This is a genomic window from Caballeronia sp. SL1002 (assembly GCF_057814995.1).
Window position 1 is genome coordinate 1,414,604 of record NZ_JBYMUW010000002.1, and the last position, 26,994, is coordinate 1,441,597.

General features: G+C 63.3%; 28 protein-coding genes and 1 tRNA gene. 13 read left to right on the plus strand and 16 right to left on the minus strand.

Annotated features, from left to right (window positions below):
* Positions 1-161 precede the first annotated feature (161 nt).
* On the plus strand, positions 162-587 hold the full coding sequence (locus AC3D25_RS09165) for a hypothetical protein (RefSeq protein ID WP_488888099.1): 426 nt from the start codon (positions 162-164) through the stop codon (positions 585-587).
* On the opposite strand, the gene AC3D25_RS09170 is transcribed toward AC3D25_RS09165, so the two are convergent.
* The 5 genes from AC3D25_RS09170 to AC3D25_RS09190 form a co-directional block, all read right to left on the minus strand.
* Complete coding sequence (locus AC3D25_RS09170) at positions 584-1,243, minus strand: TetR/AcrR family transcriptional regulator (protein WP_488888100.1); 660 nt, start codon at positions 1,241-1,243, stop codon at positions 584-586. The genes AC3D25_RS09165 and AC3D25_RS09170 overlap by 4 nt on opposite strands.
* A 70-nt stretch (positions 1,244-1,313) precedes the next feature.
* The gene (locus AC3D25_RS09175; RefSeq protein ID WP_488888101.1) at positions 1,314-1,499 is read right to left on the minus strand and encodes a hypothetical protein; all 186 of its coding nucleotides are present in this window, start codon (positions 1,497-1,499) and stop codon (positions 1,314-1,316) included.
* 274 nt (positions 1,500-1,773) lie between these two features.
* Positions 1,774-2,073, minus strand: a complete 300-nt coding sequence (locus AC3D25_RS09180; protein ID WP_488888102.1) for a DUF1488 family protein — start codon at positions 2,071-2,073, stop codon at positions 1,774-1,776.
* Positions 2,074-2,141: 68 nt separating this feature from the next.
* Positions 2,142-2,501 carry a hypothetical protein gene (locus AC3D25_RS09185; protein WP_488888103.1) on the minus strand — a complete coding sequence of 120 codons (360 nt, stop codon included), beginning with the start codon at positions 2,499-2,501 and terminating at the stop codon, positions 2,142-2,144.
* A complete protein-coding gene (locus AC3D25_RS09190) occupies positions 2,501-2,788 on the minus strand; it encodes a hypothetical protein (RefSeq protein ID WP_488888104.1) in 288 nt (95 codons plus the stop codon). The genes AC3D25_RS09185 and AC3D25_RS09190 overlap by 1 nt, the downstream gene beginning before the upstream one ends.
* A 376-nt stretch (positions 2,789-3,164) precedes the next feature.
* Between AC3D25_RS09190 and AC3D25_RS09195 the strand changes: the two genes are divergently transcribed.
* Positions 3,165-3,542: a hypothetical protein gene (locus tag AC3D25_RS09195; RefSeq protein ID WP_488888105.1), complete on the plus strand. Its 378-nt coding sequence runs from the start codon at positions 3,165-3,167 to the stop codon at positions 3,540-3,542.
* A gap of 49 nt (positions 3,543-3,591) precedes the next feature.
* On the opposite strand, the gene AC3D25_RS09200 is transcribed toward AC3D25_RS09195, so the two are convergent.
* From AC3D25_RS09200 to AC3D25_RS09210, 3 genes are all read right to left on the minus strand, one after another.
* Entirely contained in the window at positions 3,592-3,948 is a 357-nt protein-coding gene (locus AC3D25_RS09200; protein WP_488889648.1) for a DMT family transporter, read from the minus strand.
* A gap of 5 nt (positions 3,949-3,953) precedes the next feature.
* Positions 3,954-4,451, minus strand: coding sequence for a heme-degrading domain-containing protein (locus AC3D25_RS09205; protein WP_488888106.1), 498 nt, complete (start codon positions 4,449-4,451; stop codon positions 3,954-3,956).
* A gap of 215 nt (positions 4,452-4,666) precedes the next feature.
* Positions 4,667-4,743: transfer RNA gene (locus AC3D25_RS09210), tRNA-Met, on the minus strand.
* Between the two features lie 175 nt (positions 4,744-4,918).
* Here AC3D25_RS09210 and AC3D25_RS09215 point away from each other — a divergent pair.
* The 3 genes from AC3D25_RS09215 (at position 4,919) to AC3D25_RS09225 (ending at position 6,204) form a co-directional block, all read left to right on the plus strand.
* Complete coding sequence (locus AC3D25_RS09215) at positions 4,919-5,302, plus strand: DUF2946 domain-containing protein (RefSeq protein ID WP_488888107.1); 384 nt, start codon at positions 4,919-4,921, stop codon at positions 5,300-5,302.
* A 66-nt stretch (positions 5,303-5,368) separates the two neighbouring features.
* A complete protein-coding gene (gene copC, locus AC3D25_RS09220; protein WP_488888108.1) occupies positions 5,369-5,731 on the plus strand; it encodes a copper homeostasis periplasmic binding protein CopC in 363 nt (120 codons plus the stop codon).
* 8 nt (positions 5,732-5,739) lie between these two features.
* The gene (locus AC3D25_RS09225; RefSeq protein WP_488888109.1) at positions 5,740-6,204 is read left to right on the plus strand and encodes a copper chaperone PCu(A)C; all 465 of its coding nucleotides are present in this window, start codon (positions 5,740-5,742) and stop codon (positions 6,202-6,204) included.
* Between the two features lie 61 nt (positions 6,205-6,265).
* On the opposite strand, the gene AC3D25_RS09230 is transcribed toward AC3D25_RS09225, so the two are convergent.
* Positions 6,266-8,746: a penicillin-binding protein 1A gene (locus AC3D25_RS09230; protein WP_488888110.1), complete on the minus strand. Its 2,481-nt coding sequence runs from the start codon at positions 8,744-8,746 to the stop codon at positions 6,266-6,268.
* Between the two features lie 687 nt (positions 8,747-9,433).
* Here AC3D25_RS09230 and AC3D25_RS09235 point away from each other — a divergent pair.
* The gene (locus AC3D25_RS09235; protein ID WP_488888111.1) at positions 9,434-9,841 is read left to right on the plus strand and encodes a plasmid mobilization protein; all 408 of its coding nucleotides are present in this window, start codon (positions 9,434-9,436) and stop codon (positions 9,839-9,841) included.
* A 71-nt stretch (positions 9,842-9,912) separates the two neighbouring features.
* On the opposite strand, the gene AC3D25_RS09240 is transcribed toward AC3D25_RS09235, so the two are convergent.
* Complete coding sequence (locus AC3D25_RS09240; protein WP_488888112.1) at positions 9,913-10,323, minus strand: DUF2177 family protein; 411 nt, start codon at positions 10,321-10,323, stop codon at positions 9,913-9,915.
* Between the two features lie 479 nt (positions 10,324-10,802).
* Here AC3D25_RS09240 and AC3D25_RS09245 point away from each other — a divergent pair, with 479 nt between their 5' ends.
* The 3 genes from AC3D25_RS09245 to bla all read left to right on the plus strand — a co-directional run bounded on the left by AC3D25_RS09245 (position 10,803) and on the right by bla (position 14,086).
* On the plus strand, positions 10,803-11,483 hold the full coding sequence (locus tag AC3D25_RS09245) for a PspA/IM30 family protein (protein ID WP_488888113.1): 681 nt from the start codon (positions 10,803-10,805) through the stop codon (positions 11,481-11,483).
* Positions 11,484-11,602: 119 nt separating this feature from the next.
* Positions 11,603-12,805 carry a tetratricopeptide repeat protein gene (locus tag AC3D25_RS09250; protein WP_488889649.1) on the plus strand — a complete coding sequence of 401 codons (1,203 nt, stop codon included), beginning with the start codon at positions 11,603-11,605 and terminating at the stop codon, positions 12,803-12,805.
* A 381-nt stretch (positions 12,806-13,186) separates the two neighbouring features.
* Positions 13,187-14,086: a class A beta-lactamase gene (bla, locus tag AC3D25_RS09255; protein ID WP_488888114.1), complete on the plus strand. Its 900-nt coding sequence runs from the start codon at positions 13,187-13,189 to the stop codon at positions 14,084-14,086.
* Positions 14,087-14,140: 54 nt separating this feature from the next.
* Here the strand turns inward: bla and glgX are convergent, their stop codons facing one another.
* Positions 14,141-16,348, minus strand: coding sequence for a glycogen debranching protein GlgX (gene glgX, locus AC3D25_RS09260; RefSeq protein WP_488888115.1), 2,208 nt, complete (start codon positions 16,346-16,348; stop codon positions 14,141-14,143).
* Between the two features lie 286 nt (positions 16,349-16,634).
* Between glgX and AC3D25_RS09265 the strand changes: the two genes are divergently transcribed.
* The 3 genes from AC3D25_RS09265 to AC3D25_RS09275 all read left to right on the plus strand — a co-directional run bounded on the left by AC3D25_RS09265 (position 16,635) and on the right by AC3D25_RS09275 (position 19,511).
* Complete coding sequence (locus AC3D25_RS09265; RefSeq protein WP_488888116.1) at positions 16,635-18,050, plus strand: DUF2252 domain-containing protein; 1,416 nt, start codon at positions 16,635-16,637, stop codon at positions 18,048-18,050.
* A 169-nt stretch (positions 18,051-18,219) separates the two neighbouring features.
* A complete protein-coding gene (gene mscL, locus AC3D25_RS09270) occupies positions 18,220-18,666 on the plus strand; it encodes a large conductance mechanosensitive channel protein MscL (protein ID WP_488888117.1) in 447 nt (148 codons plus the stop codon).
* A gap of 353 nt (positions 18,667-19,019) precedes the next feature.
* A complete protein-coding gene (locus AC3D25_RS09275; RefSeq protein WP_488888118.1) occupies positions 19,020-19,511 on the plus strand; it encodes a hypothetical protein in 492 nt (163 codons plus the stop codon).
* Positions 19,512-20,650: 1,139 nt separating this feature from the next.
* Here the strand turns inward: AC3D25_RS09275 and AC3D25_RS09280 are convergent.
* Positions 20,651-21,526 carry an NAD(P)-dependent oxidoreductase gene (locus tag AC3D25_RS09280; RefSeq protein ID WP_488888119.1) on the minus strand — a complete coding sequence of 292 codons (876 nt, stop codon included), beginning with the start codon at positions 21,524-21,526 and terminating at the stop codon, positions 20,651-20,653.
* A 161-nt stretch (positions 21,527-21,687) separates the two neighbouring features.
* Between AC3D25_RS09280 and AC3D25_RS09285 the strand changes: the two genes are divergently transcribed.
* Positions 21,688-21,897, plus strand: coding sequence for a dodecin (locus AC3D25_RS09285; RefSeq protein ID WP_488888120.1), 210 nt, complete (start codon positions 21,688-21,690; stop codon positions 21,895-21,897).
* Positions 21,898-22,051: 154 nt separating this feature from the next.
* On the opposite strand, the gene AC3D25_RS09290 is transcribed toward AC3D25_RS09285, so the two are convergent.
* The 4 genes from AC3D25_RS09290 to AC3D25_RS09305 form a co-directional block, all read right to left on the minus strand.
* Positions 22,052-23,146 (minus strand): BMP family ABC transporter substrate-binding protein, encoded by a 1,095-nt coding sequence (locus tag AC3D25_RS09290; RefSeq protein WP_488888121.1) that lies wholly within the window; start codon positions 23,144-23,146, stop codon positions 22,052-22,054.
* A 188-nt stretch (positions 23,147-23,334) separates the two neighbouring features.
* The gene (locus AC3D25_RS09295; RefSeq protein ID WP_488888122.1) at positions 23,335-24,264 is read right to left on the minus strand and encodes an ABC transporter permease; all 930 of its coding nucleotides are present in this window, start codon (positions 24,262-24,264) and stop codon (positions 23,335-23,337) included.
* A gap of 19 nt (positions 24,265-24,283) precedes the next feature.
* Entirely contained in the window at positions 24,284-25,399 is a 1,116-nt protein-coding gene (locus tag AC3D25_RS09300; protein WP_488888123.1) for an ABC transporter permease, read from the minus strand.
* A 2-nt stretch (positions 25,400-25,401) separates the two neighbouring features.
* On the minus strand, positions 25,402-26,991 hold the full coding sequence (locus tag AC3D25_RS09305) for an ABC transporter ATP-binding protein (protein ID WP_488888124.1): 1,590 nt from the start codon (positions 26,989-26,991) through the stop codon (positions 25,402-25,404).
* Positions 26,992-26,994 lie beyond the last annotated feature (3 nt).

Genomic DNA, 26,994 nt, shown 5'->3' on the forward strand with positions numbered 1-26,994 from the left:
GACCGGTCCGGTCGTTTAGAACGATTATTTTTAGCTTAGGTTTTCCACTTTCACGATTAGCGCGACGCTCGAACGAACGCGGCGCTTTCGCTCGCGGCGTGGCCCTCTATAATGGCGCTCGTCTTAAAAACCACGGCTCGCGCCCTTTAGCGGTGTCTTCAATGCAAAAAGTCATACTGCCGTTCGTTTCCGCTTTTCTCGCCTCATTGTTTTTCCGCGAATCGACGCTCGCGCTGCTGCACGCCGCCGGACTCGTCGATCCCGCCGGTTATTCGATCACCCCGTTTCTCCCGCTCGGCATTCCCGAATTCATCGCCAATGCGCTTTGGAGTTCGATTTTCGGCATTCTGATGGCGTGGCTACTGCGCGTCGCGCCCGACCGCACCGCGCCGTGGATCGGCGCGTTCGTGTTCGGCGGGATCGTGGTGACGGCGGCGAGCGTGTTCGTCGTCGATCCGCTGCGCGGCATCTGGCCGAGCGGCAACATGCTGCCGCGTTTGGCGCTCGGCTTCGTTTCCAACGCAATGTGGGGCTGGGGCACGCTCGTCTTCCTGCGCGCGTTCATGGCGGGCAGCGACGCGGATTAAGCGCGGGGGTTACGCGCAGTGCGCTTTAGTGCGGGCTTGGCTGCGGGCTTGGCTGCGGGCTTGGCTGCGGGCTTTACTGCATGCTTGACCGGCGCTTCCGGGCCTAGCCAAGCGTCGAATGTGGCATCGAGCCGCCGCGCGAGCGATGCCCGGTCGGGCGCGCTCGCACCGAGCGCCAGCGCGACCAGACCGTGAAGCGCGGCGGCGAACGCCTCGGCGCAGGTCGCCGGATCGCGGCCAGGCAAGCCTTTCAGTTGGCTGAAGGCCCGAACGTAAGGTTCGGCTTGCATCGATAAAGCCGCGTCGTCGCCGGATAGCTCGACGAACATCAACGCGTAACGCTGCGGCTCGGCGAGCGCGAAATCGACGTAGATCCGGCCGAGCGCGCGCAATTGCGCGGCGGGATCGGCGGTGGCGAAAGCGGGCGCGAACCCGGCCGCCAACTGCGAGCGTCCCTCGCTCCGCAGCGCCTCGGCAATCTCGGCGCGGCTTTTGAAATGCAGATAAAGCGCGGCTGGCGAATAGTCGATCGCTTCCGCGATTTTTCGCATGGACAGCGCGCCAAAACCGCTTTGCGCGACGATGCCGCGCGACACGTCGAGAATCCGTTCGCGCAATACCTGCCGTTGTTCCAGCCGCCGTTCCTGAATGCTCATGTTGGACATTTTCGGGAACGCAGCGCTCGATGTCAATTCAAGCTGAACAATGTTCAGCACGCCGGGCGGATTATCGGGCGAGCATGTCCCGATCGTCGTCGGCGCGGTTTGAAGCGGAATAAAACGGCTCGTCCGATTCGCTATAAAGCGACGAAGCGATCGCGATACAAACCGCGAGAATAACCACGCCGACAGCAGCCCAAATGAGCCAAAAGGCGTTGAATTCCAGTTGCGACGAAACAAACGAATCAATCATGGTGGCGACCCCGCGCGATTTTTATAATATTTGCCCGATTTGAGCCGGATGCACGAAGCAAACGCCGTGCCGCGGTTGTTTAATGGCGCGCGGAAGAATCTTGTCGCCATTCAGACGAATACGCGGCGGCGAACTTTACACGGATTTGTAATGCGCGCGGGAACCGCTGGATGAATGAAAACGGATAAGCCCGTTCGGGCGCAGGCCGGTGTGCGGGAGTGCCGCCTTAGCCGCTCAGCGGCTCAGCGGCTCAGCAGCTCAGCAACTCAGGGCGTCAGCGGCCACGCGCCTCGACGGCGGATTCGCCAGGCGGAAAATGGCCGCTTTTAAGGAGCACGGGCGCCCCGCCGCTCAACTGCAAATGCGCGCGCGCCACGTCTTCGATACGCGTGCGTCCGATTGCGAACGCGTCGATCCAGCCAGCGGGATCGAAGGTCTTCACGCCGAAGTGATCTTCGAGCGCTTCGACCGAAATCGCGCACGGCACCGGCTCGCCGTCCACCAGCGCGCGAAAAACGACCGTGAGATTGGACTCGCGATAATCGGGCGCGACCGCGGGAAAGTGGATGTCCATAGAAAGCCTCGATACAGATGCCGACACGTCCGACATGGTACGCGCAGCATCGCCCGCCGGACAGCGAATCAGGCCGTCGCCGTGAGCCAGTCCGGCGTCAGATCCACCACCAAAAGCGACACCGCTTGCGGATCGGCGTAATCGAAGCGCAGTTCGCGGCTCAGCGCGCGCGCCTGGTCGCAGGCGGCGCGCCGCGCGTCGTCGGCGAGCGCTGCGAACGTCTGCAGCGTGCCGGGCGCGAAGCGGTAATGGACGCCCCACGCGATATTGCCCGGATGATCCGCCGCGCCGCTCGTGCGCCAGCTAAAGAAAAGCGCGGGCCGCGCGTCCGGACCGACCTCGCTCACGTCGGCGTTGCTCGGATAGAGATCGAGCAGGCTTTGCGCGATTTCCTGCAATGCGTCGTGGCGCAAGTGCAGCGGGCGCATTACGCACCCTTCGGCAAAAGACGGTCGATATAGTCGCGCGCCGCCTGTTCCACGTGTTCGAGCGCTTCCGTTTCGCTCGCGAATCGCTGCTGTTCGCCGAGATCGACCAGCGCCTCGAAGCGGTGAACGTTGTCCGGCCCATTCGCCGCGAGACTTACCGATCCAACGTAGATCGGCGCGCCCGCGTGCTCGTGCGATATTTCGTGCGCGGTTTCATGTGTCGGGATCAGGCGCGCGGATGCGCTGATGTAATAGCCCCGGTAAGGACCCGTTACGCGTTCGGCCATATAAATTCCTCCTCTCTTGGTTTTTTTGTCGGTCCGGATGCGGGCAGCCCGCAGACCGCCTGCGGACCGCCCGCCAAAGGCGGATAAACATAAGGTTCATACGCGGCGGATTAGTTCGATCGGCGCGGCGGTTCGTGGCGCGCGATCCCGCGCTCAGGCACTTGGCGCGAATCGTGCTGTCTTTGCGATTCGCCGAACGGCGACGCTCGTCACGTTCGCCGTTCGCGCCCGCCGTCTTCGATACACGCACGGCGCGCGCCCGGACACGCCATGACAGGCCATTTGAAAACCCGATGTGGGACACTGCCCTCTACGGGATAGCAATTTCCATGAGCACGCAGAGCGCGATTCGCTTTTCAGGGACCAGAGGATAAAGATGAAGGAATTCAAGCGGCATAACCGCACAACGAACACCGGCGCGCGGACGTCGTCGCGACGTTACCTTGCCTGGCGCTGTATCGCCGCTGCTGGCGCGCTGACGCTTGCGGCGAGCCTCGGCGCGTGCGCATCGTCGAACAATGCTTCGCTCATCAATCTGCCTGATGGCCAGACCGGCTATGCGGTCAATTGCAGCGGCGCGGATGCATCGTCGAGCTGGGGAAGCTGCTACGTGCTCGCGGGAAAAGCGTGCGGAGCGTCGGGGTATGACATCGTGTCGAAGGACAACGAGGAAGGCGGCCCGACCGGCGGCGGCATCACCAACGTGGTGTCGGCGAACGTGAAGAACCGCTCGATGATCGTGCGGTGCAAGTAAGTGCGGTGCAGGAACTCGCGCCGCGCGCGCACCGGCGAGCGCTAAAAATTCAGTGCGCGCTCATCTTCGAAAATACGTTCAGCACGACCACGCCCGCGACGATCAGCGCCATGCCGCAAACGGCCGGCCAGTCCGGAATCTGCTTGAACAGCAGCGTGGCGACGAGCGTGATGAGTACGATCCCCGCGCCCGACCACACCGCGTAGACCAGCCCGACCGGCAAGGTCCTGAGCGTGAGCGACAGCAGGAAGAACGAGACGCCATAACCCACCACGACGATCGCGGCGGGCACGAGCCGCGTAAAGCCATCGGATGCGCGCAAGGCGGACGTCGCAATCACCTCCGCGACGATCGCCACCGCGAGCATCACATAAGCCTGGCCGCGCACACTGCTCACATCGCCCATGCCGCTCATACCGTCGCGAGCGCGAGCGCGCCGAAGTCGTGGGACAACACGGCGCAGAGCGCCTCGACCACCATCTGGTGATCCGAGCGCTGCGGCAGCCCCGACACCGTCACCGAACCGATCACGCCCGCACCCGCGACGCAGAGCGGAAACGCGCCGCCGTGCGAGGCGAACTCGGCGGCGGGCAGGCTGTATTTATCGGCGAGCGTCGTGCCTGCTTGCTGCATCGCGAGGCCGATTGCATACGAGCTGCGCCGGAAGTGCTCGACGGTGCGCGCCTTGCGCTCGACCCATCGCGCGTTGTCGGGCGTCGTGCCGTCGAGCGCGACGTAGAAGAGCGGTCGACCGAACGTGCGCACGTCGATGGCAACCGCCGCGCCGCGCGCCACCGCCATCTCGCGCAGTTGCGAGCCGATCTGCCACGCGCGGTCGGAATCGAATTGCGGGAAGACGAGCGTGCGTTCCTGATGCGCGATGACCTGCAGGTCGTGAGTGAAGTCCATGGGCGGAAGGCCTCTCGGTGAGATGGGGAGCGAGTGCGCAACGTCACGCGTCGGTCGGCGTTCGGTGTTCGGCGCTGCAATTCGCATTGACGGAAAGCCGATACTCCAATGCAAAAAACCCGCCGAAGCGGGTTTTTTGCACAGCGCCTCAAGCGCTAAATTCCTGGTGTGACCTGCCAACTTCAAGCTTCTGAATGTGGCCTCTGACGGGTACTTGGTTGCGGGGGTAGGATTTGAACCTACGACCTTCGGGTTATGAGCCCGACGAGCTGCCAGACTGCTCCACCCCGCGTCCGTCGAAGAATGAATTATAAGACAAGGACGTAGGCGAAGCAACTCTTATTGCGCAATGTTCATCGTGGGCGTTGCAACGCGCTCGCGCGATCCGGCGAAAAACGCACATGGCATAATCGACCGTTCGATTCACACACAACCCACACGACACACACGCGAACATGCAGCGCGGCTTGATACGGAAGATCGGCGTTATCGCGGGATTGCTGGCGATCCTGATGACGACGCTCGCGCCCACGATCTCGCAAGCCCTCGCGCACAAGCTCGCACGACAGAGCGTGATGGAGTCGATGCTGGCGTCGTATTGCAGCGTCGGCAGCGTCGACACGCGCACACACGATCACCACGACGCGCCGCAGCACACGACGCTCTCGTATCTGCAAGCCTGCGATTATTGTGGCCTCGCGGCCCACACGCCCACGCTTCCCGCCCACGAAACGGGCGCGGCTATCGGCGCGATGACGCAGCGCGCGCCGGTCGTGGCGCGGCGCAACGAGCGGCCGCCCTATGCACCCGTCATCGCCGCGCAGCCGCGCGCGCCACCCGCCTTCGTTTGATCGTCCGGTCACCGGAACGCTAGCCGCACTCAACCCGCACCCAATCCGTATCAACGAAGGAATCCTATGAAATCCGCACTCTTCGCACGCGGCATCGTCGCCGTGTGCTTCGTCGCCGCTGCGCCGCTCGCGCTCGCGCACGCGATGCCGAAACAGCAGACGCCCGCGCCCAACGCCACCGTCGGCGCGCCGCACGAAGTCTCGATCGAGTTCAGCGAAGGGCTGGAAGCGGCCTTCAGCACGCTCACCGTCACCGATGCGCACGGCAAGCCGGTCACATCCGCGAAATCGAGCGTCGATGCCAGCGACAAGAAACATCTCTCGGTCGCGCTCGGCGAACTCGCGCCCGGTGCGTATCAGGTGAAATGGACAGCGGTCGCCGACGACGGTCATCGCACGCAAGGTCACTACACGTTCAACGTCAAATAAACGCTGCCATGAAAAAACGTTCTTACAGCCTGCACGCAACCGCTGCGCTCTTCGCGGCGTTCGCCGTTTCCCCTGCTTCGCAAGCCGCAACTCAAAGCACGACGCTACAAGTGCGCGACTGCTGGATCCGTTCGATGCCGCCGAACCTGCCATCGTCGGGCTATTTCGTGATCGCCAACGACGGCGACACGCCCGTCACGCTGACCGGCGCCGACACGCCGGCCTATGGCATGGCGATGCTGCATCGCTCGGAAAGCAACGGCAGCACGGCGACGATGTCCCATGTCGCCGCCGCCGATGTTCCCGCCCACGGCACGCTGAGTTTCGCGCCGAAGGGCTATCACCTGATGCTCGAAAACGCGGTCGAGCCGGTGAAGGTCGGCGCGACGGTGCCGCTCTCGCTGACGTTCGCGGACAAACGCCACGTCGATACCACGTGCGTCGTCAAGCCGGCATCGGCACTATCGCGATAACGTTCTGCGCCGACATAAAAAAACGCCCCGAGGGGCGTTTTTTTATGTGATGCGTTCCCGGCTAGTGCCGGAAAAGTTCCATGATTTCCTTGCGCTCGTTCGAGTTCACATCGGGCGGCGGCGCGCTCGGCGGTTGCAGCCCGCTCGGACCCACGCCGCCCACGGCATCGCTTGCGCCTTCCGTCGGGTTCGCCGTATCCATGCCGATACTCGCGACAAATCCGTTGCCCGGCGTCTTGTCGGCGTAGAACAGTTCGCCGTCGAAGGTGGTGAGGCCATCGGGCATCGGCATCTGCTCTTGCGGCGTGCTGCGCAGCGCGCGTCCCATGAATTCCACCCAGATCGGCAACGCGAGCTGTGCGCCGAATTCGCGGCTGCCGAGCGTCTTCGGCTGGTCGTAACCCATCCACGCGACCGCGACGAGGTGTCGCTGATAACCCGCGAACCAGCCGTCCTTCGCGTCGTTCGTCGTGCCGGTCTTGCCTTGCAGATCGTTACGCTTGAGCACGTTGGTGCCCGATCCGGTGCCGGACGTCGCGACCGTATGCAGCAGACTGTTCATCACATACGCATTGCGCGGCGGCAGGGTCTGCGGCGCATTGCCGCCCGCGATCAGCGGATCCGCGCGCGAAATCACCGTGCCGCGCGCGTCGCTCACTTCGCCGATCAGATACGGATTGATGCGGAAACCGCCGTTCGCGAACACCGAATACGCGCCGCTCAATTGCAGCGGCGTGACGAGACCTGCGCCAAGCGCGAGCGGCAGATACGGCGGCGTCTTGTCGACATCGAAGCCGAAGGTCCTGGTCACGAAATCCTGCGCGTATTGCGTGCCGATAAACGACAGGATGCGGATCGACACGAGATTCTTCGACTTCTGCAAGCCGGTGCGCATCGACATCGGGCCGTCCGGTTGGTCGTCGTCCTTCGGCTCCCAGGCCTGGCCGCCCGGTGTGGTCGGCGGGAAGAAGAGCGGCGCGTCGTTGATGATCGTCGCCGGTCCCAGGCCCTTTTCGAGCGAAGCCGAATAGATGAACGGCTTGAAGCTCGATCCCGGCTGACGCCACGCCTGCGTGATGTGATTGAACTTGTTCTTGTTGAAATCGAATCCGCCGATCAGCGCACGGATCGCGCCGTCCTGCGGCGTGAGCGACACGAGCGCGCCTTCCACCTGCGGAAGCTGCGTGATCTGCCAGTTGTTCTTTGCGTCCTGCGTGAGCCGCACGATCGAGCCGGCCTTGATGCGCAGCGCCGCCGACGCGTTGCTGCGCAGCGCGGGCGCGGCAAAGCGCAGACCGTCGCCCGCGATCGTCACGGGCTGCCCGCCGACGAACTCCGCCGTCACCTGCTTCGCGCTCACTGCCGTGACGACAGCGGCCACGAGATCGCCGTTGTCCGGGTGATCGACGAGTGCGTCCTCGATTGCCTGATCGCGGTCGTCGGCGTCCGTCGGCAGATTCACCGAGCCTTCCGGCCCGCGATAGCCGTGACGCCGCTCGTAGTCCATCACGCCTTTGCGCACGGCGCGGTAGGCGGCGTCCTGATCGGCGGAATCGATGGTGGTCGTGACCGACAGGCCGCGCGTGTAGGTCTCTTCCTTGTACTGCGCGTACATCATCTGGCGGACCATTTCCGCGACGTATTCGGCGTGTACGCCGTATTCCGTCCCCGCCGATTTCGTGTGGATTTCCTCGGCGACGGCCTGATCGTACTGATCCTTCGTGATGTAGTTCAGATCGAGCATGCGCTTCAGGATGTACTGCTGGCGAATCTTCGCCCGCTTCGGATTCACGACCGGGTTATACGCCGACGGCGCTTTCGGCAGCCCGGCGAGCATCGCGGCTTCAGCGAGCGTGATGTCCTTCAGATCCTTGCCGAAATACACGCGCGCCGCCGCCGAGAAACCGTAGGCGCGCTCGCCCAGATAAATCTGGTTCATGTACAACTCGAGAATCTGGTCTTTCGTGAGCGCGCGCTCGATCTTGTACGCGAGCAGCATCTCGTAGATCTTGCGCGTATAGGTCTTTTCGCTCGACAGGAAGAAGTTGCGCGCGACCTGCATCGTGATCGTGCTCGCGCCCTGCGACGCGCCGCCCTTCATCACGTCGCTCACGCCCGCGCGCAGAATGCCGACGAAATCGACGCCGCCGTGCTCGTAGAAGCGGTAATCCTCGATGGCGAGCACCGCTTTTTTCATCTGGTCGGGAATGTCCTGAAAGCGCGCGAGACTGCGGCGTTCCTCGCCGAACTCGCCGATCAGCACGTGATCGGACGTGTACACGCGCAGCGGCACTTTCGGGCGGTAATCGGTGAGCGCTTCGAGCGACGGCAGATTCGGACCCATCACAACAAGCGCATAACCGACGATCAGCGCGCCCACAATCGCCACGAGCGCGAACAGGCCGGCGAACCCGAGCACGATGCGTGCAGCGAGCGAGCGCCCTTCGGGCTCGTCACGACGATGTGAATTGCGGCGGTCTCGGTCCTGGTCTCGGTCGTCACGTCCAGCGTGCGGGGAATTCGGTCGTTTGATGATTGGCATGTCTTGGATGGATCGGCGCGTAGGCTCGCGCCTTGGTGCGCCGCGCGCCGGAACGAGCCGCACGACGATGAATGATGGTCTCCACGCGGCCCTGCGGCACGCACCCGGCGATAACGCCTCGGTGCGTACCCAAAGCCGCGCAGGTTTCGCGGATGGTTATCGCTGGTTATCGCTGGTTATCGCTGGTTATCGCTGGTTATCGCTGGTTATCGCAAATGCTTTTCAGCACGCCCGGCTCCGGGCCAGGCACTTGCACGCGGGTTACTCAACCCGGCTCGCGGACAACGCGATCGAACCCGGCCAGCCCGGTCCAGCGCGAGAATAACAGCGCATTTTAAAGAATTCGAGCGCCCTCCACCGACGGATCGGCGATTTTTTTGTAAGTAAATGCCGGTTAAGCGTCGTGGCGAGCGATGCATCGTTACCCACAGAAACTGTTGAAAGCCATGTGGACAACTATTGGGAGAGGCTCGCCAAGTCATTGAAGCGGCGTCATAAAACCGCGTTGCCCTTTTACTGCGCCCCGTGCGTTCGCCCACCCGCGACCCCGCACAAACCGATATGATGGATGGGCCGGTTACAGTCTTTTTTACGCGTGCGTCGAACACACTTCGTCGCGCACGGGGAGCCGGACCGCGCGTTGACGCAGCGTCAGATTGCAATTGCCTTACTGTTTGCGAGCCACTTATGACTACCAAGCCCAGTGAACGCATTGTCGTTTTCGTGACTCCCGCGCAGAAACTCGCGATCAGCAACACCGCCGAAGGCCTCGGCATCAGCGTGAGCGAGCTCATGCGACGCGCCGTTCTCAACTTCAACGCGACGAGCGAGCAAATCAAGGTTGCGGGTATCGTCGACCGGTTGCGGGCGCCGAAAGCGCCTGATCCGCTGGATATCGCCTTGCGTCATCTCGCGGCGAAGGCCGCTGCGCGCGAAGAACGGGAATCGAAGGAACGCGAAGCGGCGGCCCGCGCCAAGGCGCTCGCCAGCAGACCGGCAACGCCTAGCATTCCTGCCATAGCCGAGCCGGAACCCGATGAACCCGGCGACGCCGACAGCGCGGGCGAAGACGCTTCGCTCACCGGCGGTCACTGAGGCGCGGCGGCCGCGGCTCGATAGCCCACGTTGGCGGCCGCGCATTGCAGACTCTTACGGAAGCACTTCCATCAGCTTGCGAACCGGTTGCTCGCCCACACGGACATGGCGGCGGCGACCGCCGTCGCAAACGCACCCCACGCAATGTCGATCACGACCAGCGTCGTGCTCCAGCCCTTGAGCGTCGCGAGGTTCGTCAGATCGTAAGTGGCATACGCGATCGCGCCGAACAGCACGCCGTTGACCAGGCCGCGTACCGGGCTCGCTTCGGCGATGCCGGGCATCGCGCAGAAGTAGACCAGTCCCGCGATATAGAGCACATAGAAAATCGCCGCCGCGCCAAGGTTCGGGCGTTCGAGCAGCAACGGCCCGATCTCGCGCTGATAGAGGCTTCGACTGATCACGCCGAGCCAGATCCCGTCGAGCAGCAAGAACACCACCGCCGCGACCGCGAACGCTACGAATAACGTTTTCGTCATCATTCATTCATCCGTTGTTCATGCGGTGAGCGGTTATCGCCGATTTTGACAGCGTTTCGTCTTGCATCGAGGCGCCCGGCGAACGGTCAACGGCCGGCCAGCGTGACCTCGAAACACGTCGGTTAAGCCCGCTTTAAGTCGCATCGTGCTCTAATAGGCGAGGTGCAAAACAGCTTTTATATGGGCAACGCCTGCGCTTCCCATGACTAGCGCGTCGCTTTGAGCGTAACCATTTGCAACAGCGCTCGTTAAGCACTTGCAATCCGCGCGCCCGGCCAGATTTTACGGATGCACGCGCAAAACCGGCGCGTGACCGGGCGGATTCGGAACGACGACCGGCCGAAAGAATTGCAGTCGATCTCACCGCGCTTTTAAGCAAGCGCGTCTAAGGAAGTGTTTTTCGGCAGGCGCTTCCGCGCAAAAATTCAGCACGGTGCCGCGCGCAATCGAAGCCGCGCACCGCTTCACACAAGGAGAAACACATGTCGCTTCTGGATTCCATCACGCGCACGGTCAAAGGTTTGCTGAATGACGCGGCGGACACCATGCAGGACCCGTCGCGCGATGCGCGTCAGATTGTCCGTGAACTCGACGAAAGTATCGCCAAGGCGGAGAACGCGCTGATCGAGATCGAGGCGCAAGTCGCCACGCAGCAGAGCAAGCGCGATGTGGCCGCTGAAAAAGCGAAAAAGTACGAAGACGGCGCAAAACGCGCGCTGCAGGCAGGCGACGAAGCGCTTGCACGGGAAGCGCTGTCGGCCCAAGCGAATGCGGAAACCGAACGCGATGCACTCGCAGGCGAACTCGCTACGCTCGTGCCCTCGGTCGATCATCTGAAACAGCAGATCGCCGATATGCGTCAGCGCCGTAACGATCTCAACGCCCGCTCGAACATCTTGCAGGCGAAGCAGCAGATCGCGACCGCGAAGGACGTGGCCGCGAGCGCGCTGGGCGGGATCGGCGGGAAGAATCTGTCGGAAGACTTCCAGAAGCTGGAGGACAAGGTGCAACTGTCGAACGCCCGCTCGGACGCGCGCCTGAATTCCGCCGATCAGAAAAGCGGCAAGGCGCTCGACGACAAACTCGCGTCGCTCACGCGCGGGCCGTCCGTAGAGGATCGGCTCGAAGCGTTGAAGAAGCAGTTGAACACGCCAGCGCAGTGAAACACGCGGTGTTCCGGCAGCGGCCGCGCGGCAAGACGCTTGTGCGTCGCGCGGCCGCCGAATACACCGGACAGGATGGCTCTACTGGAGACGGACGTTCAACGCGTCCGGTCCGCATGATGAAAAAATTTCTAACGGGCGTGGCTGCGTCGCTGATGCTGGTGTCGGCTGCCGCGTTCGCCGTGCCGAGCACGCAGCAAATCGAGCAGGCGATGGCGCAGGGCAACTGGCAGAAAGCCGACGCCGGCCTCACCGAAGTGCTGAACGCGCATCCGAATAGCGCCCACGCGCATTATCTGTACGCGCAGGTGCTCGACCGCGAAGGCCGCTACGCCGACGCGCTCGCGCAATTGAATCAAGCGAAGACGCTCGATCCGCAAGTCAAGTTCACCGAGCCCGCCAAGTTCGCGCAGACCGAGGCGCGCCTGCGCACGGATGCCGCGCGCGCCAACGTTCCGGCGGGCGGCAATAGCGGAATTACGAGCGGCATGGCGGGTGGATCGATTGCGCAGAGCCCGGTAAATGCCGCGCCGGTCGTTCCGGCCGAGAAGCATGGGCCGTCGATGGGCGCGTGGGTCGGTATCGCCGCGCTGTTCGCCGGGATTGCGCTCGTGCTGCGCTGGGGCTTGCGCCGCGCACGCACGCGCGACGACGGACGCGCCGACGAAGACCGCCGCGCGCAACTCAAGCGCGCGACCGAATTGCTGAACGAAGTGCGCACGCTGAAACTCGATGTGCGCCTTTCGACCGCACCGGGTCACGAAGCGCTCCTGAACGAAGTGGAAGGCGCAGAGACGCAGTTGCGCGAACTCGTCGAAGCGTTATCGAACGCGAAGAATCCGGTGCCGCCGTATCGGGTCGAGGAACTCGGCAATCAGGTCGCAAGTCTGCGGGCGCGCGCCGATGGCCGGCCTGATCCGAACGCGTCGAACGCATCTGGCGCGCCCACGGGCGATCAATCCGCGTACGCGCAGGAAGCCGAGCGCTTCGGGCGCGGCAACCAGGGTTCGGCGCCGTATCCGAACTATCCGCCGCAACCCGCGCCGGGACAGCAACCGCCCGTCATCATCCAGCAAGGCGGCGGCGGCTTCGGCGGCGGCATGGGCGGACTGCTGACAGGCGTGTTGCTCGGCGAGGCGTTGAGCGGTGGTCGCGAGCGCGTGATCGAGCGCGAAGTGCCTGTCGATGACGAACTGCGCCGGCGTGGCAACAACGACGGCGGCGGCCTTGATTTCGGCAATGGATCGAGCGACTGGAACGACGGCAATGGCGGTGGCGGGGTCGATATGGGCAACAACGACAGTTCCAACTGGGACACCTGATCGACCGCAGACGTGTCACTTAGTAAAAAAAACCGTGTCTCTTCGAGCACGGGTTTTTTTATCGGCCGCTGCGAGCGGTCAACGCGTTCGCGACGTCACCCGCCGCCGAGAAACCGTAGCAACGCCCATAGGAACTTGAAGAATCCAACGATGAATTCCCACACCCGGGCCAGTTGATCCCAACCGGCGACCTGCATGATCTTGGCGAACATCAGTGGGCGCTTGCGGGAAAAGCGGCACGCGCTGGCGGCGTGGGCGATGGTCGTGATGAATTGTGCATCTAAGGAGTATACGGAAAGCAGCCACGGAACGGCGAGCGCGGCGGCGTGTCGAATCGACCTGTCCGTTTAACCGTCGTTTAATCCTTCCCTACCCTTTCCCATGCTCACCCGGAATCCGGTTTCACCGTCCCGCCGAAAGCTGCTCCTCGCCGCCGCCGCGCTCCCCGCGCTCAACGCCTGCGCCGCGACGTCGCCGCAATCCGGCGGCAAATCGAACGCAGTCGCGGCACTGACCGCGCTCGAACGGGATTCGAATGGACGGCTAGGCGTTTTCGCCTTCGATACCGCCTCGGGTCAGTCCGTCGCGCAGCGCGCCGACGAACGCTTCGCGATCTGCAGCACGTTCAAGGTGCTGCTCACCGGCGCGATTCTCCAGCAAAGCGCGAGTGATTCCTCCCTGCTCTCGCTGCGCGTCCCTTACGCCGTGTCCGACGTCGTCGCCTATTCGCCGATCACCAAACCCCACGCCGGCGATGCCATGACGGTCGCGCAACTCTGCGCGGCGGCCCTGCAATACAGCGACAACACGGCGGCGAACCTGTTGATGAAAAGAGTCGGCGGCCCGTCGGGCGTCACGGCCTTCGCGCGGACGATCGGCGATACGCAGACACGCCTCGATCGATGGGAAACGGCACTGAACAGCGCGATTCCCGGCGATGTGCGCGACACCGGCACGCCGCGCGCGATGGCGCACAACCTGCAACGCCTGACGCTCGGCGATGCGCTCGCCGCGCCCGAACGCGCTCAACTGCTGCGCTGGATGCGTGGCAACACGACCGGCGGCGAACGCATCCGCGCGGGCGTGCCGGCGTCTTGGGAAGTGGCGGATAAGACCGGCACGGGCGACTACGGCACGACCAACGACATCGCCGTGCTCGAAGCGCCGGGCCGCGCGCCGCGTGTGATCGCGATCTACTTCACGCAGACCACGCCCGACGCCCATGCGCGCAGCGACGTGCTGGCGTCGGCTGCGCGCATTGTTATGGAGGCGCTCGGCTAAGAGGCGCTCGGCTAGAGGCGCCCGGCTAGAGGCGCTCGGCTAAGAGGCAGCGAACTAGGACGCCGCGCCTTCACCCTCCGGCGGCAGTTCATCGGTCAACTCCTGCTCAAGCCGCTTGAAAATGCGCTTGGTCGCACCGCGTGCGTGCAGCGCGAACAGCAACAGCGAGCGGCCCGTCACCTGATAGACCGCGCCGGAATCGAAGTCTTCGAGTTCCTCGCGGACCGGCGCGTTCGTATCGATGAGACAACTCCACTGGTCGCTGCCCGGCACTTCCGGCAAGGTGAAATCCACCACGTCGTGATGCGCGTTGACCACCACCAGCAAAGTCGCATCCGACGCCGGCCGGCGAATGCCGGTCGCCTGCGCGCGGCCGTCGATCACCAGACCGAAGCAGCGCATCGACGGATCGTCCCACTGCTCCGGCGTGAGCGTGTCGCCGGAAGGACTGAGCCACTTCACATCCGCGACCTGCAAGTCCTCGCGGAATTCGCCGGTGAGAAAACGGCCGCGCCGAAGCACCGGCAGCGTGTGGCGCAGCGTCGTGAGCTTGCGCACGAATTCGGTGAGCGCGCGGCCGTCGTCGTCGATGCCTTCCCAATCCACCCAGCTAATCTCGTTGTCCTGACAATACGCGTTGTTATTGCCGCGCTGCGTGCGCCCGAACTCGTCGCCCGCGAGGATCATCGGCGTGCCTTGCGAGAACAGCAACGTGGCGAGCATGTTGCGCTTCTGGCGCTCGCGCAGCGCGCGGATTTCGGGGTCGTCGGTCGGACCTTCGACGCCGCAGTTCCACGACTTGTTGTCCGAGTGACCGTCCTTGCCGTCTTCACCGTTGGCGTCGTTGTGCTTGTCGTTGTACGACACGAGATCGTTCAGCGTGAAGCCGTCGTGCGCGGTGAGGAAGTTCACGCTTGCCCAAGGGCGGCGGCCACGATGGTTGAATTTGTCGCCCGAACCGGTGATGCGCGTGGCGAGTTCGGCCGCGACGCCGTCGTCGCCCTTCCAGAATTCGCGGATCGTGTCGCGATATTTGTCGTTCCATTCGGCCCAGCCCGGCGGGAAGCCGCCGACCTGATAGCCGCCCGGACCGCAATCCCACGGCTCGGCGATCAGTTTCACGCTCGACAAAATCGGGTCCTGACGGCAACTGTCGAGGAAACCGCCGCCTTCGTCGAAACCGTACGGCTCACGACCGAGAATGGTGGCGAGATCGAAGCGGAAACCGTCGACGTTCATCTCCGTCACCCAGTAACGCAGGCTGTCGGTCACCATCTGCAGCACGCGCGGATGCGACAGGTTGAGCGTGTTGCCCGTGCCGGTGTCGTTGATGTAGTAGCGGTTTTCCTCGGGCATCAAACGGTAATACGAGGCATTGTCGATCCCGCGAAACGACAGTGTCGGTCCGCGCTCGTTGCCTTCGGCCGTGTGGTTGTAGACCACGTCGAGAATGACTTCGAGACCGGCCTCGTGCAGCCGGTCGATCATCGCCTTGAACTCGGCGATCGCGCCCGGCCCTTGCGCGAAGAAACGCGGATCGGCGGCGAAAAAGCCGATCGTGTTGTAGCCCCAGTAATTAGTCAGACCCTTGTCGGTGAGGTGGCTGTCGTTCACGAATGCGTGGATCGGCAGCAATTCGACCGAGGTCACACCGAGACTCTTGATGTGGTCGATGACTTCCTTCTGCCCGAGACCCTCGAAGGTGCCGCGCAGATGTTCGGGCACGGCCGGATGGCGTTTCGTGAAACCGCGCACGTGGGTTTCGTAGAAAATCGTTTGTTCCCAGGGCACGCGAACGCGCGTGTTGTGGGTCCAGGTGAAGGTCTGATCGACCACCTGGCATTTCTGCATGAATGGCGCGCTGTCGCGTTCGTCGAAGGTGAGATCGTCGCCGTCCGCGTTGAGCGTGTAGCCGAACACGGCCGGGTCCCACTTCAGCTCGCCGACGTGCGCCTTCGCGTACGGATCGAGCAGCAGCTTGTTCGGATTGAACCGATGCCCGGCTTCCGGCTCATACGGTCCATGGACGCGATATCCGTAGACCGCGCCCGGCTTCAGACCGAACAGATAGACGTGGAAAACTTCATCGGTATATTCGGGAAGCTCGATACGTTCGAGTTCCTTTTCGCCTTTTTCGTCGAAAAGGCACAACTCGACCTTCGTGGCGTGCGCCGAAAACAGCGCGAAATTGACGCCTTCGCCGTCCCAGGTGGCGCCGAGCGGAAACGGCGAGCCTTCGGCAATGCGGATATCGTTCAGCATGAGAGAGGAGTTCTCGGTCTGGTTCGCGGTCGATAGGTGCGCCGCGCGGAAATGCGCGCGGCGAGAAAAAAGTTGCGGACACTTGCGGGCTTGCGCAGGTTTTTGCAGATGCCTTTGCAGATGCCCAACTGGATCGAGACGAGCAGATTACGTGCCCGGTTCACCAGTGCGCCTCACGAGCGCAAGCATTGCGGCCTGAAGTGCGGCTTAAGCTGCGCCGAAGTCCGTCCGGACGCGCATCATCGGACGGTGCTTTCTTCATCACCCTTTACGCCTGGAGACGATCTTGCCCACGCCCACGCTTTCGCCGCTCGCACCTTCCGGCAACACGCCTGGCAACGCCCCCGGCACCGCGGACGAAAGCCGCGCGCGCGGCCGCGAACTGCGCGACGCGATTCCCTTCGATGCGCACGGCGCGTGGCAAGCCGCGCCGCAAAGGCCAGATCCGGTGGAACGGGTGATCGCGAGCAATGCGGGCCGTCAGGAACGCCTGATTCCACTGCGCATGGCGCGCATGGCCGAGTCGCCCTTCACGTTCCTGCGCGGCGCGGCGACCGTCATGGCGTGGGATCTCGCGCATTCGCCGTCGATCGGGCACAACGTGATGATCGACGGCGACGCGCATCTGAACAATTTCGGCCTCTTTCGCACGCCGCGCCAGGACGTCGTGTTCGATCTCAACGACTTCGACGAAACGCTGGTCGGTCCGTGGGAATGGGATCTGAAGCGGCTCACGGCGAGCATCAACGTGGCGGCGCGCGAGAATGGCGTCGATACGGACGGACGCGAGCGCGCGGTACGCTCGGCGTGCGCGGGCTATCGCACCACGATGGCGCAACTGTGGCGCATCCCGCCCTACGACCTCTGGCAGATCCGTTCCTACGCAAGCGTGCTGCAGATCGAAAAGGAATCGACACTCGACGCCGGCGAGCGCGCGACGATCGAAAAAGCCGTCGCGCGCGCGACCCGCCGCAGCCACGCGACCGTGCTCGCCAAAGTGGCCGAGGAAACCGGCAAGGGCTGGCGCTTCCGCCACGACCCGCCGATCCTCACGCAACTCGACGCCGCCGAGAAAAACCACGTGATCGAAGGGCTGCGCGCCTACACGCAGACCATCGCGGGCGAGTGGCGGATGATGCTCGAACGCTACGATATCGCCGATGTCGCGCATCGCGTCGTGGGTGTCGGCAGTGTCGGGACGCGCGCGTATCTCGTGTTGCTGTTCGGACGCGCCCACGGCGATCCGCTCTTCCTGCAAGTGAAGGAAGGCATCGTGCCCGCCGCCGCGCCGTTCGTGCCGCCGCTCGAGGAACCGTACCGGCATCAGGGACGGCGCGTCGTGCACGGCCAGCGGCTATTGCAAAGTTCATCGGACGCGCTGCTCGGCTGGACGACGATCTCCGGCCGCGAGTTCTATGTACGCCAGATGAAACACATGCGCGGCTCGATTCCCGTCGACTGGCTGCATGGCGGAACCTTCGATTTCTACGCGTGGTGTCTCGGCCTTCTGCTCGCCCGCGCGCACGCGCGAACCGGCGACCCCGCGTTGATCGCCGGCTATTGCGGCAGTTCCGAGCGCCTCGACGCGGCGTATGCGTCATGGGCGGAAGCCTATGGCACGCAAACCGTCGCCGACCACGCCGCGTTCTGCCGCGCCATCGCCCGTGGTCAAATCGAGGCGGCTGCGCCGGACAAGACCTGAACACGCGGCTTACGCCACGCGGATACTGAAAAACGGCGCGCCTGAAACGGAGACGATTGGCTATCATGCACCGAGTTCCGGCTGCGTAAGGCGCGAGCGTTCCGTCTTACGTTTGGCACGTCGCTTGCTGCCGGACGTCTTCGAACTTATCTACTGGAGGAAGCCACGCATGAGCATGATTCAGGAATTCAAGAACTTCGCCCTGAAGGGCAACGTCATGGACCTGGCGGTCGGTGTGATTATCGGCGGCGCGTTTTCGACCATCGTGAACTCCATCGTCAAGGACCTGATCATGCCGGTCGTCGGCCTCGCCACGGGCGGCCTCGACTTCTCCAACCTGTTCGTGAGGCTCGGCGAAATACCACCGACCTTCAAGGGCAACCCAGGTTCCTACAAGGATCTGCAGACGGCGGGTGTCGCCGTGTTCGGATACGGCTCGTTCATCACGGTGCTGATCAACTTCATCATCCTTGCGTTCATTATTTTCATGATGGTGAAGTTCATCAATAATCTGCGGAAGCCGACCGAGGAAGCCGCCGCCCCCGCCGCGACGCCGGAAGACGTGCTGTTGCTGCGTGAGATCCGCGATTCGCTGAAGGGCACGCCGCGCGTGTGAGACACCTCGCATCCGACTGCAAAGGGCGCGCGAGATGAGTGCAGCGGCGCTGGAAACATCGAAAACCCGCGCCCCGGCGCGGGTTTTTTGTCGATGTGCGCGACGGGTCACATGCGCCACGTGTTTTTCTTCACGATTTTCATGGCGCGAACGATTTGCAGGACTATTATTGAGACTGATGCCAAGCGAGCCGCCGCAGGTTTTCGGCACGATTCGTGCGCGCAATGCATCGCCGGAATCGCTTTTTCCCGGCGACGTGCAACGCCCTCGAACCGCCGTGAATCAACACTTCGATCTGCCATGAATCGAATGTGAAAAGATCGGTGTGCGGCCCGACAGACGGGAGTGGCCGCATGAGGACGCTGCGTTTCTTGCAATTCTTTTTCAGGCGAATTTTTATGTCCTTCCCGAAAAAGCGTAGACGCGTGAAGGTCGATGGCGACGAGTCTTTCCTCGCCGTGTTGCGGCATTTCAAGCCATTCGGCCAGCTCGATACGAAAATCGCTCGCGCGCGAGCGCAAGACGAGCCGGTGCTATACGCACATGTACTGCCCGGTCTCGACGTGCTCCTGTGCAGCGTGCGCGGCGCTCAGCCGCCGTATCCGGCGGTGGACGAGCTGAATCGCCGGTGCATCGAATCCATTACCAATGCGCTCGAACAGCCGCTCGACGGGCTGGAAAACGGCGGCTACTGGTACGAGGCGAACGGCTTCGGCTTTCTCGTGTTTGCGAGCCGTGCTCGGACGCAGATTTTGAGCGAGTTCGGGGCGTCGTCGGCGTCGCGGAGCCGTCGTGGGACGCGGCGGCAGGACGCGGGGGATGCTGCTTCGCGACCGCTCAGGTGACGCTTCTTCGCAGCGTAGGTTGGTGATATGCGTTTGTCCGGACAGACGGGGCGAATTTCGTTTGCTCGCGCTTTCCGCTTTTGTTTGCCTGCGGTTTTCGGGAACTTGCTTTCGTGTCGGTTTATTAGCTTGCCGATTTGCACGGCAGTCACTTTCTTTGACTAGCTGCAACGAAAGTAAGCAAAGAAAGCAGCACGGGATTTGGCGCCGTAGGGCGGTTTCAAGGTGGGTTACACCGTCTGATGTTCGGGCGCTTCTATGGACCTTGCTTTCGTGTAGGTCTATTAGCACGCCGCTATGCGCGGCAGCGGTCACTTTCTTTGGCTAGCTGCAACGAAAGTAAGCAAAGAAAGCAGCACGGGATTCCGCGCCGTAGGGCGGCTTCAAGGTGGGTTACACCGTCTGATTTTCGGGCGCTTCTATGGACCTTGCTTTCGTGTAGGTCTATTAGCTCGCCGCTATGCGCGGCAGCAGTCACTTTCTTTGCTGCTGCAAAGAAAGTAACCAAAGAAAGCAGCTTATCCGCCTAAGTGTCCACCACACATAACCTCGCGGATAGGCGCGCAAGCTGACTCGGCTATCTCGCAGTCGTTCGGATTGGCACAGCACCTGTCAGTTCCGTCCTCGCTGCGCGCGGACGACGGGCATGTCTCGCAACCATCGGTTGGTTTGGTTTTTCCGGTTATGCCCAACCGGCAGGCACTTCGTGCCTGTCGGGATGGATGAGCGGCTCCACTTTGTTGTGTGGTGCGATGGCCCAATCAGCTTGCGCACCACTCCCGGAAACCGTTCGTGGTGGACACTTAGGCGCCCTAGCTGCTTTCTTTGGTTACTTTCTTTGCAGCAGCAAAGAAAGTGACTGCCGCCGCGCATAGCGGCGTGCTAATAGACCTACACGAAAGCAAGTTCACAGAAAATGCAGGAATGGCAAAAGGTGTAGCCCCGCGCTGAAGCCCCCCATGGCGCAGAATTCATTGGTTACTTTTTTTGCGGCTAGCCAAAGAACGACTGCTGCGGCGCAAGGCGGCGTGCTAAGAGGCCTCCACGAAAACAAGTTCCCACGAAGCGCAAGGAAACAAACACGCCCAGCGCCAGCAAAACCAAAACCGTCCAACGGCCCGTCGGGCAAACCCCAAAACTCAATCCCCCCGCGCAGGCGGCCCCTTCCACACTTCAATCAACTCGGACAGATCGGCCTCGGCCAATCCACGGCTCGCAGCGTGCGCGAGCAGCGAGCGCGTCGTATCGAGCACCGGCGACCACGCCCCCAACTGCGCCGACACCAGCGCGATCGCGTCGGTATCCTTCTGCATCGTGCGGATAGTCGCCGACACCGGCCGCTCGGCGCGCGTCATGCGCGGCACGAACGTCTGCAGCAACACGGAATCCGCCCAGCCGCCCGCGAGCGCTTCATTGAGCCGCGCCGCATCGATCCCGCTACGCTCGGCGAGATCCACCGCTTCCGCGATGGCCGCGATCGTCGCCGAGACGATGCCCTGATTGCACAGTTTCGCCGTCTGTCCCGCGCCCGGCAGCCCCATGTGCGTGACGCGCGAGGCATACGCCGCCAGCACGCCGCGCACCGTGTCGAGCGCTCCGGCGTCGCCGCCCGCCATTACGGCAAGCGTGCCCGCCTCCGCACCGCCGACCCCGCCCGACACCGGCGCGTCGATCCACGCTACGCCCACCGCCGCCGCCCGCGCGGCGAATTCACGCGTGGCGTCGGGACGAATGCTCGAATGATCGACGATCACCCGCGGCCGCGCCTCACCGCCCAGCACTCCGGCCGGGCCGAACACCACCTCGCCCACCGCTTCGGCGTTCGATACGCACAGCATCACCGCCTCGTTTTCCGCAAGCGCGGCGGGCGTGGCCGCGACGCGCGCGCCATCGGCGATAAGCGCCTCGGCCTTCGCCGCCGAGCGGTTCCAGACCGTCACGGCGTGGCCGGCGTGCAATAAATGCCGGATCATCGGCGCGCCCATCAGGCCGGGTCCACAAAATCCGATCTTCACTTTTTCTTCTCCTCCAGGTTCCGAATATCCGCTCAAGGCGGCGCTCTCCCGCTATCTTAAAGTCAGCGGGCGCGATGGCGTGGCGCACGCCTTGCTGCTCAACGCGTTGCAGGATTTTTTTGCAACGCCCTACCCGGCGCCATCCATACAAGGAGAACACCATGTCGGAACACGTCTACAAGCAGATCGAGCTTACCGGTTCCTCGCCGCAATCGAGCGACGACGCCGTGCGCGTCGCGTTGGCAAAGGCTTCGAAGACGCTGCACAACCTGCACTGGTTCGAAGTCACTGAAACGCGCGGTCACGTCGAGGACGGCAAGATCAAGCACTGGCAGGTGACGATCAAGGTGGGTCTGCGGATCGACGACTGACGCGTTTTTTCCAGGATCATCCACCGTCGCCCGTGCAAATCCCGGTTTGCCCGCGCGAAAAAAAACCGCGCTTCGATCCCGAAGCGCGGTTTTTTATGGTCAAGCCCAGCGCGGCGCACCTAACGTAAAGTGACGCAGCGCCGCGCGACGACACTTACTTCGGCAGCGATCCGTCCACGCCTTCCACGTACCAGTTGATACGTTGAAGTTCCGAGTCGGAAAGCTTCTTGCCATCGGCGATCTTGACCGCGCCCGACTGGTCCTTGATCGGACCGGTGAACACGTCCCACTTGCCGCTGTGGATGTCTTCACGCTTCGCCTTGACCGCTTCCAGCGCCTTCGCCGGAACGACGGCGCTGTTGAAGTCCTCGACATCGACGGCGTTCTGCGGCATGCCGAGCCACACCGGATCGTTCTTCCACTTGTTGTCGAGCACTTGCTGGATCAGCGCCGTGTAGTACACGCCCCAGTGCGCGACGACCGAACCCAGATGCGCGCTCGGGCCGAACTTCTTCATGTTCGAATCCCAGCCGAATGCATAGACCTTCTTTTCGGCGGCGGTCGCGAGCGTCGCGTTCGAATCGGTGTTTTGCAGCAGCACGTCCGCGCCCTGGCCGATCAACGTTTCAGCCGCCTGCTTTTCCTTGCCCGGATCGAACCAGCTATTGATCCAGATGACCTTCGTGTGGATCTTCGGGTTCACCGAACGCGCGCCCATCGTGTAGGCGTTGATGTTGCGGATCACTTCGGGAATCGGCACCGAGGCGACAAAACCGAGCGTGTTGGTCTTCGTCACGTAACCGGCGGCGACGCCGGCAAGATACGCGCCCTGATACATGCGAACGTCGTAGGTGCCGAAGTTGGCTGCCTTCTTGTAGCCCGTCGCGGTCAGGAAAATCGTGTCCGGGAAGTCCTTCGCCACCTTCAGCTCGAAGTCCTGATAGCCGAAGCTCGTGCCGAGAATGACCTTGTTGCCCTTGTTCGCGAGATCGCGGAACACGCGCTCCGAGTCGGCCGATTCCGGCACGTTCTCGATCCGCGTGATCTCGACCTTGTTGCCGAACTTCGCCTGCGCTTCCTTCGTGCCCGCATCGTGCGCGAAGGTCCAGCCCGCGTCACCCGGATTCGAGAGATACACGAACGCGATCTTCGGCACGTCGGCCGCTTGCGCACCCGTTGCCGCGAGCGTGGCGGACAGCGCGGCTACAGTCCCCGCAGCCGTCAGTGCGTTCAGCCAGTTTTTCTTCATTGTGACTCTCCTGTCGGTGTTGTATGAGAAATCGTTCGTCAGTTTCAGCGGTCAAAAATGGTCGCGGTATCGCGCCGTTCGCGGTGCTGCCGCCGCGCAACACCGGGCTTGCGTTCATCGGCGAAATGCGCGTGGCGCAGAGATGCGCGCGGCGCAGAGATGCGCGTGGCGGGCGACACGCGAGGCGTCTAGCTCGATGCGAAGAACGGCTTGCCGAGCGATGCGGGCGCGTTGAGCTTGATCGTGTTCGGATTGCGCGAGATCAGCACCAGCACGACGATAGTCGCGATATACGGCAGCATCGCGAGAAACTGCGTCGGCACCGGCACGCCGATCGCCTGCGCGTAGAACTGCAGCGCCATCACCGCGCCGAACAAGAGCGCGCCGATCAAGAGACGCCCCGGCCGCCACGTCGCGAACACCACGAGCGCAAGCGCGATCCAGCCACGACCTGAAGTGAGCTGCTCCTGCCAGATGTGCAGATAGACGATCGAGTAATAACCGCCCGCGATGCCCGCCATGCCGCCGCCGAAGAGCGTCGCGCCGTAGCGCACGCCGACCACCGGAAAGCCGACCGAATGCGCGACCGCGGGCGATTCGCCGACCGAGCGCAAAATGAGACCCGCGCGCGTGCGATACAGGAACCAGCCGATCACGCCGAACATCAGGAACGCGATATAGCCGAGCGGCGTCAGCGAAAAGACGGCCGGGCCGAGCACGGGAATGGACGAGAGACCGGGAATCGGCATGACGTCGATACTCGCGCGCACCGCCGCCGACGTGTAGGGCTTGCCCACGTATGCAGAAAAGCCGATGCCGAAGATCGTCAGCGACAAGCCGGTCGCGACCTGATTGGCGAGCATCGTGATGGTGAGAAAACCGAACACGAACGCCATGACGACGCCCGCGACGATCGACGCGCCGATGCCGAGCCACGGACTGCCCGTGATGGCGGTGACGGCGTAGCCGGTGACCGCGCCCATCAGCATCATCCCTTCCACGCCCAAGTTGAGGACGCCCGACTTCTCGGCGACGAGTTCGCCCGCGCCCGCGAACATCAGCGGAATCGCGGCGACGACGGCGCTCGACGCGAGCGTGCTGGCCTGATTGATATCCATGTCGAAAACCTTTGTGTAATCAGGAATGCGTGGCGTGCGACGGGTGCGACAAAACACGGCGCACGCGGTAATTCACGAACAGGTCGCAGCCGAGCAAACAAAACAGCAGCAAGCCCTGAAATACGCCGGCGAGCGCCTGCGGCAACTGGAGCGAGGTCTGCACCGCTTCGCCGCCGAGGTACAAAAGCGCCATCAGCATGCTCGCGAGCACGATGCCGACCGGATGCAGCCGCCCGACGAACACGACGATGATCGCCGTGAAGCCGTAACCCGGCGACCAGCCCGCCTGCAACTGGCCGATCGGCCCGGCCACTTCGCCCATGCCCGCGAGGCCGGCCAGACCGCCGGAGAGCAGGAGCGAAGTCCAGATGGTTTTCTTGTCGGAGAAACCGGCGTAGCGCGCGGCTTGCGGCGCGAGACCGCCGACGTTCATCCGGTAGCCCGCGAAACTCTTGCGCATGAAGAGCCACACGAGCGGAATCGCGACGAGCGTGATGAATACCGACGCGTTGATCCGCGTGCCCTTCAGCCACATCCAGCGCCAGTCGCCGTACAGGCGCGGGAACAGCGCATCGCTGCCGAACATCGCGGAAATCGGGAAGTTCATGCCTTCCGGATCGCGCCACGGGCCGCTCACCAGATAAATGAGCAACTGCGTCGCGACGTAGGTGAGCATCAGGCTCGTCAGGATTTCGTTCGTGTTGAAGCGGCTCTTGAGCAGCGCGGGAATCGCCGCCCACACCATGCCGCCCGCGACGCCCGCGAGCATCATCAGCGGCAGGATCCACCAGCCGGACGTATCGCCCACGAGAATGGCGATCCCGCCCGCCGCGATGCCGCCGAGCAGCATCTGCCCTTCCGCGCCGATATTCCAGACATTCGCCCGATACCCCACCGCGAGGCCGAGACCGATGAGGCAGAGCGGCGACGCCTTGAGAAACAACTCGGACCAGCCGTTCACGTTCGAGAGCGGCTCGATAAAGAACGCGTGCATCGCGACGAGCGGATTCTGTCCGACAAGGCTGAAGATCAGAAAGCCGATCGCGAGCGTGAGAAACGCGGCGACGAGCGGCACGGCGAGTTGCATCGTGCGGGACGGCGCGGGACGCGCTTCGAGTCGATAGGGAAAGGTCATCGTTATTTGCTGATGGAGTCGAGGGCGGCGGCTTCGGCGGGTTTGCCGTCGAAGAGTCCCGCCATGAACAGGCCGATCTCTCCGGTGTTGGTGTCGGCGGTCGCGCGCACCGGCGAAAGCTTGCCGCGCGCGAGCACGGCGATACGGTCGCAAATGTCGAACAGTTCCTCTAGTTCTTCGGAAATCACGAGAATCGCGACGCCGCGCGAGGCCAGATCGAGCAACTGCTGGCGGATGAACGCGGCCGCGCCGACGTCCACGCCCCAAGTAGGCTGCGCGACGACCAGCACCTTCGGCTCCTGCAAAATCTCGCGCCCGACGATGAACTTCTGCAGATTGCCGCCCGACAGACTTTGCGCGAGCGCGCCGTTGCCGCCGCAGCGCACGTCGAACGACTTGATGCAGCGGTCGGCGAACGCGCGCATCGCGCGGGAACTGATCCAGCCGCTTTTGACCATGTTCTCGCGATGCGCCGTCAGCAAGCCGTTTTCGGCGAGCGACATGGCGGGCACCGCGCCGCGTCCGAGCCGTTCTTCCGGCACGAACGCGAAGCCGAGCGCGCGGCGGCTGCCCGCCGAGAGGCGCGCGGCGGGTTTGCCGCAGATCGTCACGGCGTCGGCGGCGGCGTGTTTATCGCGGATTTCGCCGGACAGCGCCGCGAGCAATTCCGCTTGCCCGTTGCCCGACACGCCCGCAATCCCGAAAATCTCGCCGCCGCGCACGGCGAACGACACGTGGTCGAGCGACGTGCCGAACGGGTCCGGGCTCGCCACCGACAGGTCCTTGACCGTGAGGCGCGCATCGCCCGGCGTGTGTTCGCGGCGCGTGTAGTCCGGCAACGAATGGCCGACCATCAACTGCGCGAGCGACGCGTGCGTTTCGCGGCGCGGATCGACGCTGCCGGTGACGCGGCCGCCGCGCATCACGGTGGCCGTTTCGCACAGCGCCTGGATTTCGTCGAGCTTGTGACTGATATAGAGAATGCTGCAGCCTTCCGATGCCAGCCGGCGCAGCACCGTAAAGAGCTTCTTCACGGCTTGCGGCGTGAGCACGGACGTCGGTTCGTCCATGATGAGCAGACGCGGGTTCTGCAGCAGGCAGCGCACGATTTCCACGCGCTGGCGCTCGCCGACCGTCAGGCTGTGAACGTGGCGCTGCGGATCGACGTCGAGGCCGTAATCCGCCGAGACTTCGCGGATGCGTTTAGAGAGCGCCTTCAGGTCGAATTTATCGTCGAGGGCGAGCGCGATGTTTTCGCCCACCGTCAGCGTCTCGAACAGCGAGAAATGCTGGAACACCATGCCGATGCCGAGCTCGCGCGCCGCCGCCGGACTGCCGATCTCGACCGTCTTGCCTTCCCAGTGGATCTCGCCTTCGTCCGGCCGCACCGCGCCGTAGATGATCTTCATCAGCGTGGACTTGCCCGCGCCGTTTTCGCCCAGCACGGCGTGAATCTCGCCCGGCTGGACGATCAGCGTGACGTCGTCGTTGGCTTTGACAGCTGGATATTGCTTGCTGATGCCGTGCAGCGCGAGACGCGGCGGCACGCCACGCGGCACCGGCGGATTGGAAGTGGAAATAGCGTCGCCCATGGG

What these genes read in the sequence shown, in the direction of transcription:
- AC3D25_RS09165 (WP_488888099.1), top strand. Translation starts at nt 162, where the DNA reads ATGCAAAAAGTCATACTGCCGTTCGTTTCCGCTTTTCTCGCCTCATTG.
- AC3D25_RS09170 (WP_488888100.1), bottom strand. Translation starts at nt 1,243, where the DNA reads ATGAGCATTCAGGAACGGCGGCTGGAACAACGGCAGGTATTGCGCGAA.
- AC3D25_RS09175 (WP_488888101.1), bottom strand. Translation starts at nt 1,499, where the DNA reads ATGATTGATTCGTTTGTTTCGTCGCAACTGGAATTCAACGCCTTTTGG.
- AC3D25_RS09180 (WP_488888102.1), bottom strand. Translation starts at nt 2,073, where the DNA reads ATGGACATCCACTTTCCCGCGGTCGCGCCCGATTATCGCGAGTCCAAT.
- AC3D25_RS09185 (WP_488888103.1), bottom strand. Translation starts at nt 2,501, where the DNA reads ATGCGCCCGCTGCACTTGCGCCACGACGCATTGCAGGAAATCGCGCAA.
- AC3D25_RS09190 (WP_488888104.1), bottom strand. Translation starts at nt 2,788, where the DNA reads ATGGCCGAACGCGTAACGGGTCCTTACCGGGGCTATTACATCAGCGCA.
- AC3D25_RS09195 (WP_488888105.1), top strand. Translation starts at nt 3,165, where the DNA reads ATGAAGGAATTCAAGCGGCATAACCGCACAACGAACACCGGCGCGCGG.
- AC3D25_RS09200 (WP_488889648.1), bottom strand. Translation starts at nt 3,948, where the DNA reads ATGGGCGATGTGAGCAGTGTGCGCGGCCAGGCTTATGTGATGCTCGCG.
- AC3D25_RS09205 (WP_488888106.1), bottom strand. Translation starts at nt 4,451, where the DNA reads ATGGACTTCACTCACGACCTGCAGGTCATCGCGCATCAGGAACGCACG.
- copC (WP_488888108.1), top strand. Translation starts at nt 5,369, where the DNA reads ATGAAATCCGCACTCTTCGCACGCGGCATCGTCGCCGTGTGCTTCGTC.
- AC3D25_RS09225 (WP_488888109.1), top strand. Translation starts at nt 5,740, where the DNA reads ATGAAAAAACGTTCTTACAGCCTGCACGCAACCGCTGCGCTCTTCGCG.
- AC3D25_RS09230 (WP_488888110.1), bottom strand. Translation starts at nt 8,746, where the DNA reads ATGCCAATCATCAAACGACCGAATTCCCCGCACGCTGGACGTGACGAC.
- AC3D25_RS09235 (WP_488888111.1), top strand. Translation starts at nt 9,434, where the DNA reads ATGACTACCAAGCCCAGTGAACGCATTGTCGTTTTCGTGACTCCCGCG.
- AC3D25_RS09240 (WP_488888112.1), bottom strand. Translation starts at nt 10,323, where the DNA reads ATGATGACGAAAACGTTATTCGTAGCGTTCGCGGTCGCGGCGGTGGTG.
- AC3D25_RS09245 (WP_488888113.1), top strand. Translation starts at nt 10,803, where the DNA reads ATGTCGCTTCTGGATTCCATCACGCGCACGGTCAAAGGTTTGCTGAAT.
- AC3D25_RS09250 (WP_488889649.1), top strand. Translation starts at nt 11,603, where the DNA reads ATGAAAAAATTTCTAACGGGCGTGGCTGCGTCGCTGATGCTGGTGTCG.
- bla (WP_488888114.1), top strand. Translation starts at nt 13,187, where the DNA reads ATGCTCACCCGGAATCCGGTTTCACCGTCCCGCCGAAAGCTGCTCCTC.
- glgX (WP_488888115.1), bottom strand. Translation starts at nt 16,348, where the DNA reads ATGCTGAACGATATCCGCATTGCCGAAGGCTCGCCGTTTCCGCTCGGC.
- mscL (WP_488888117.1), top strand. Translation starts at nt 18,220, where the DNA reads ATGAGCATGATTCAGGAATTCAAGAACTTCGCCCTGAAGGGCAACGTC.
- AC3D25_RS09275 (WP_488888118.1), top strand. Translation starts at nt 19,020, where the DNA reads ATGAGGACGCTGCGTTTCTTGCAATTCTTTTTCAGGCGAATTTTTATG.
- AC3D25_RS09285 (WP_488888120.1), top strand. Translation starts at nt 21,688, where the DNA reads ATGTCGGAACACGTCTACAAGCAGATCGAGCTTACCGGTTCCTCGCCG.
- AC3D25_RS09290 (WP_488888121.1), bottom strand. Translation starts at nt 23,146, where the DNA reads ATGAAGAAAAACTGGCTGAACGCACTGACGGCTGCGGGGACTGTAGCC.
- AC3D25_RS09295 (WP_488888122.1), bottom strand. Translation starts at nt 24,264, where the DNA reads ATGGATATCAATCAGGCCAGCACGCTCGCGTCGAGCGCCGTCGTCGCC.
- AC3D25_RS09300 (WP_488888123.1), bottom strand. Translation starts at nt 25,399, where the DNA reads ATGACCTTTCCCTATCGACTCGAAGCGCGTCCCGCGCCGTCCCGCACG.
- AC3D25_RS09305 (WP_488888124.1), bottom strand. Translation starts at nt 26,991, where the DNA reads ATGGGCGACGCTATTTCCACTTCCAATCCGCCGGTGCCGCGTGGCGTG.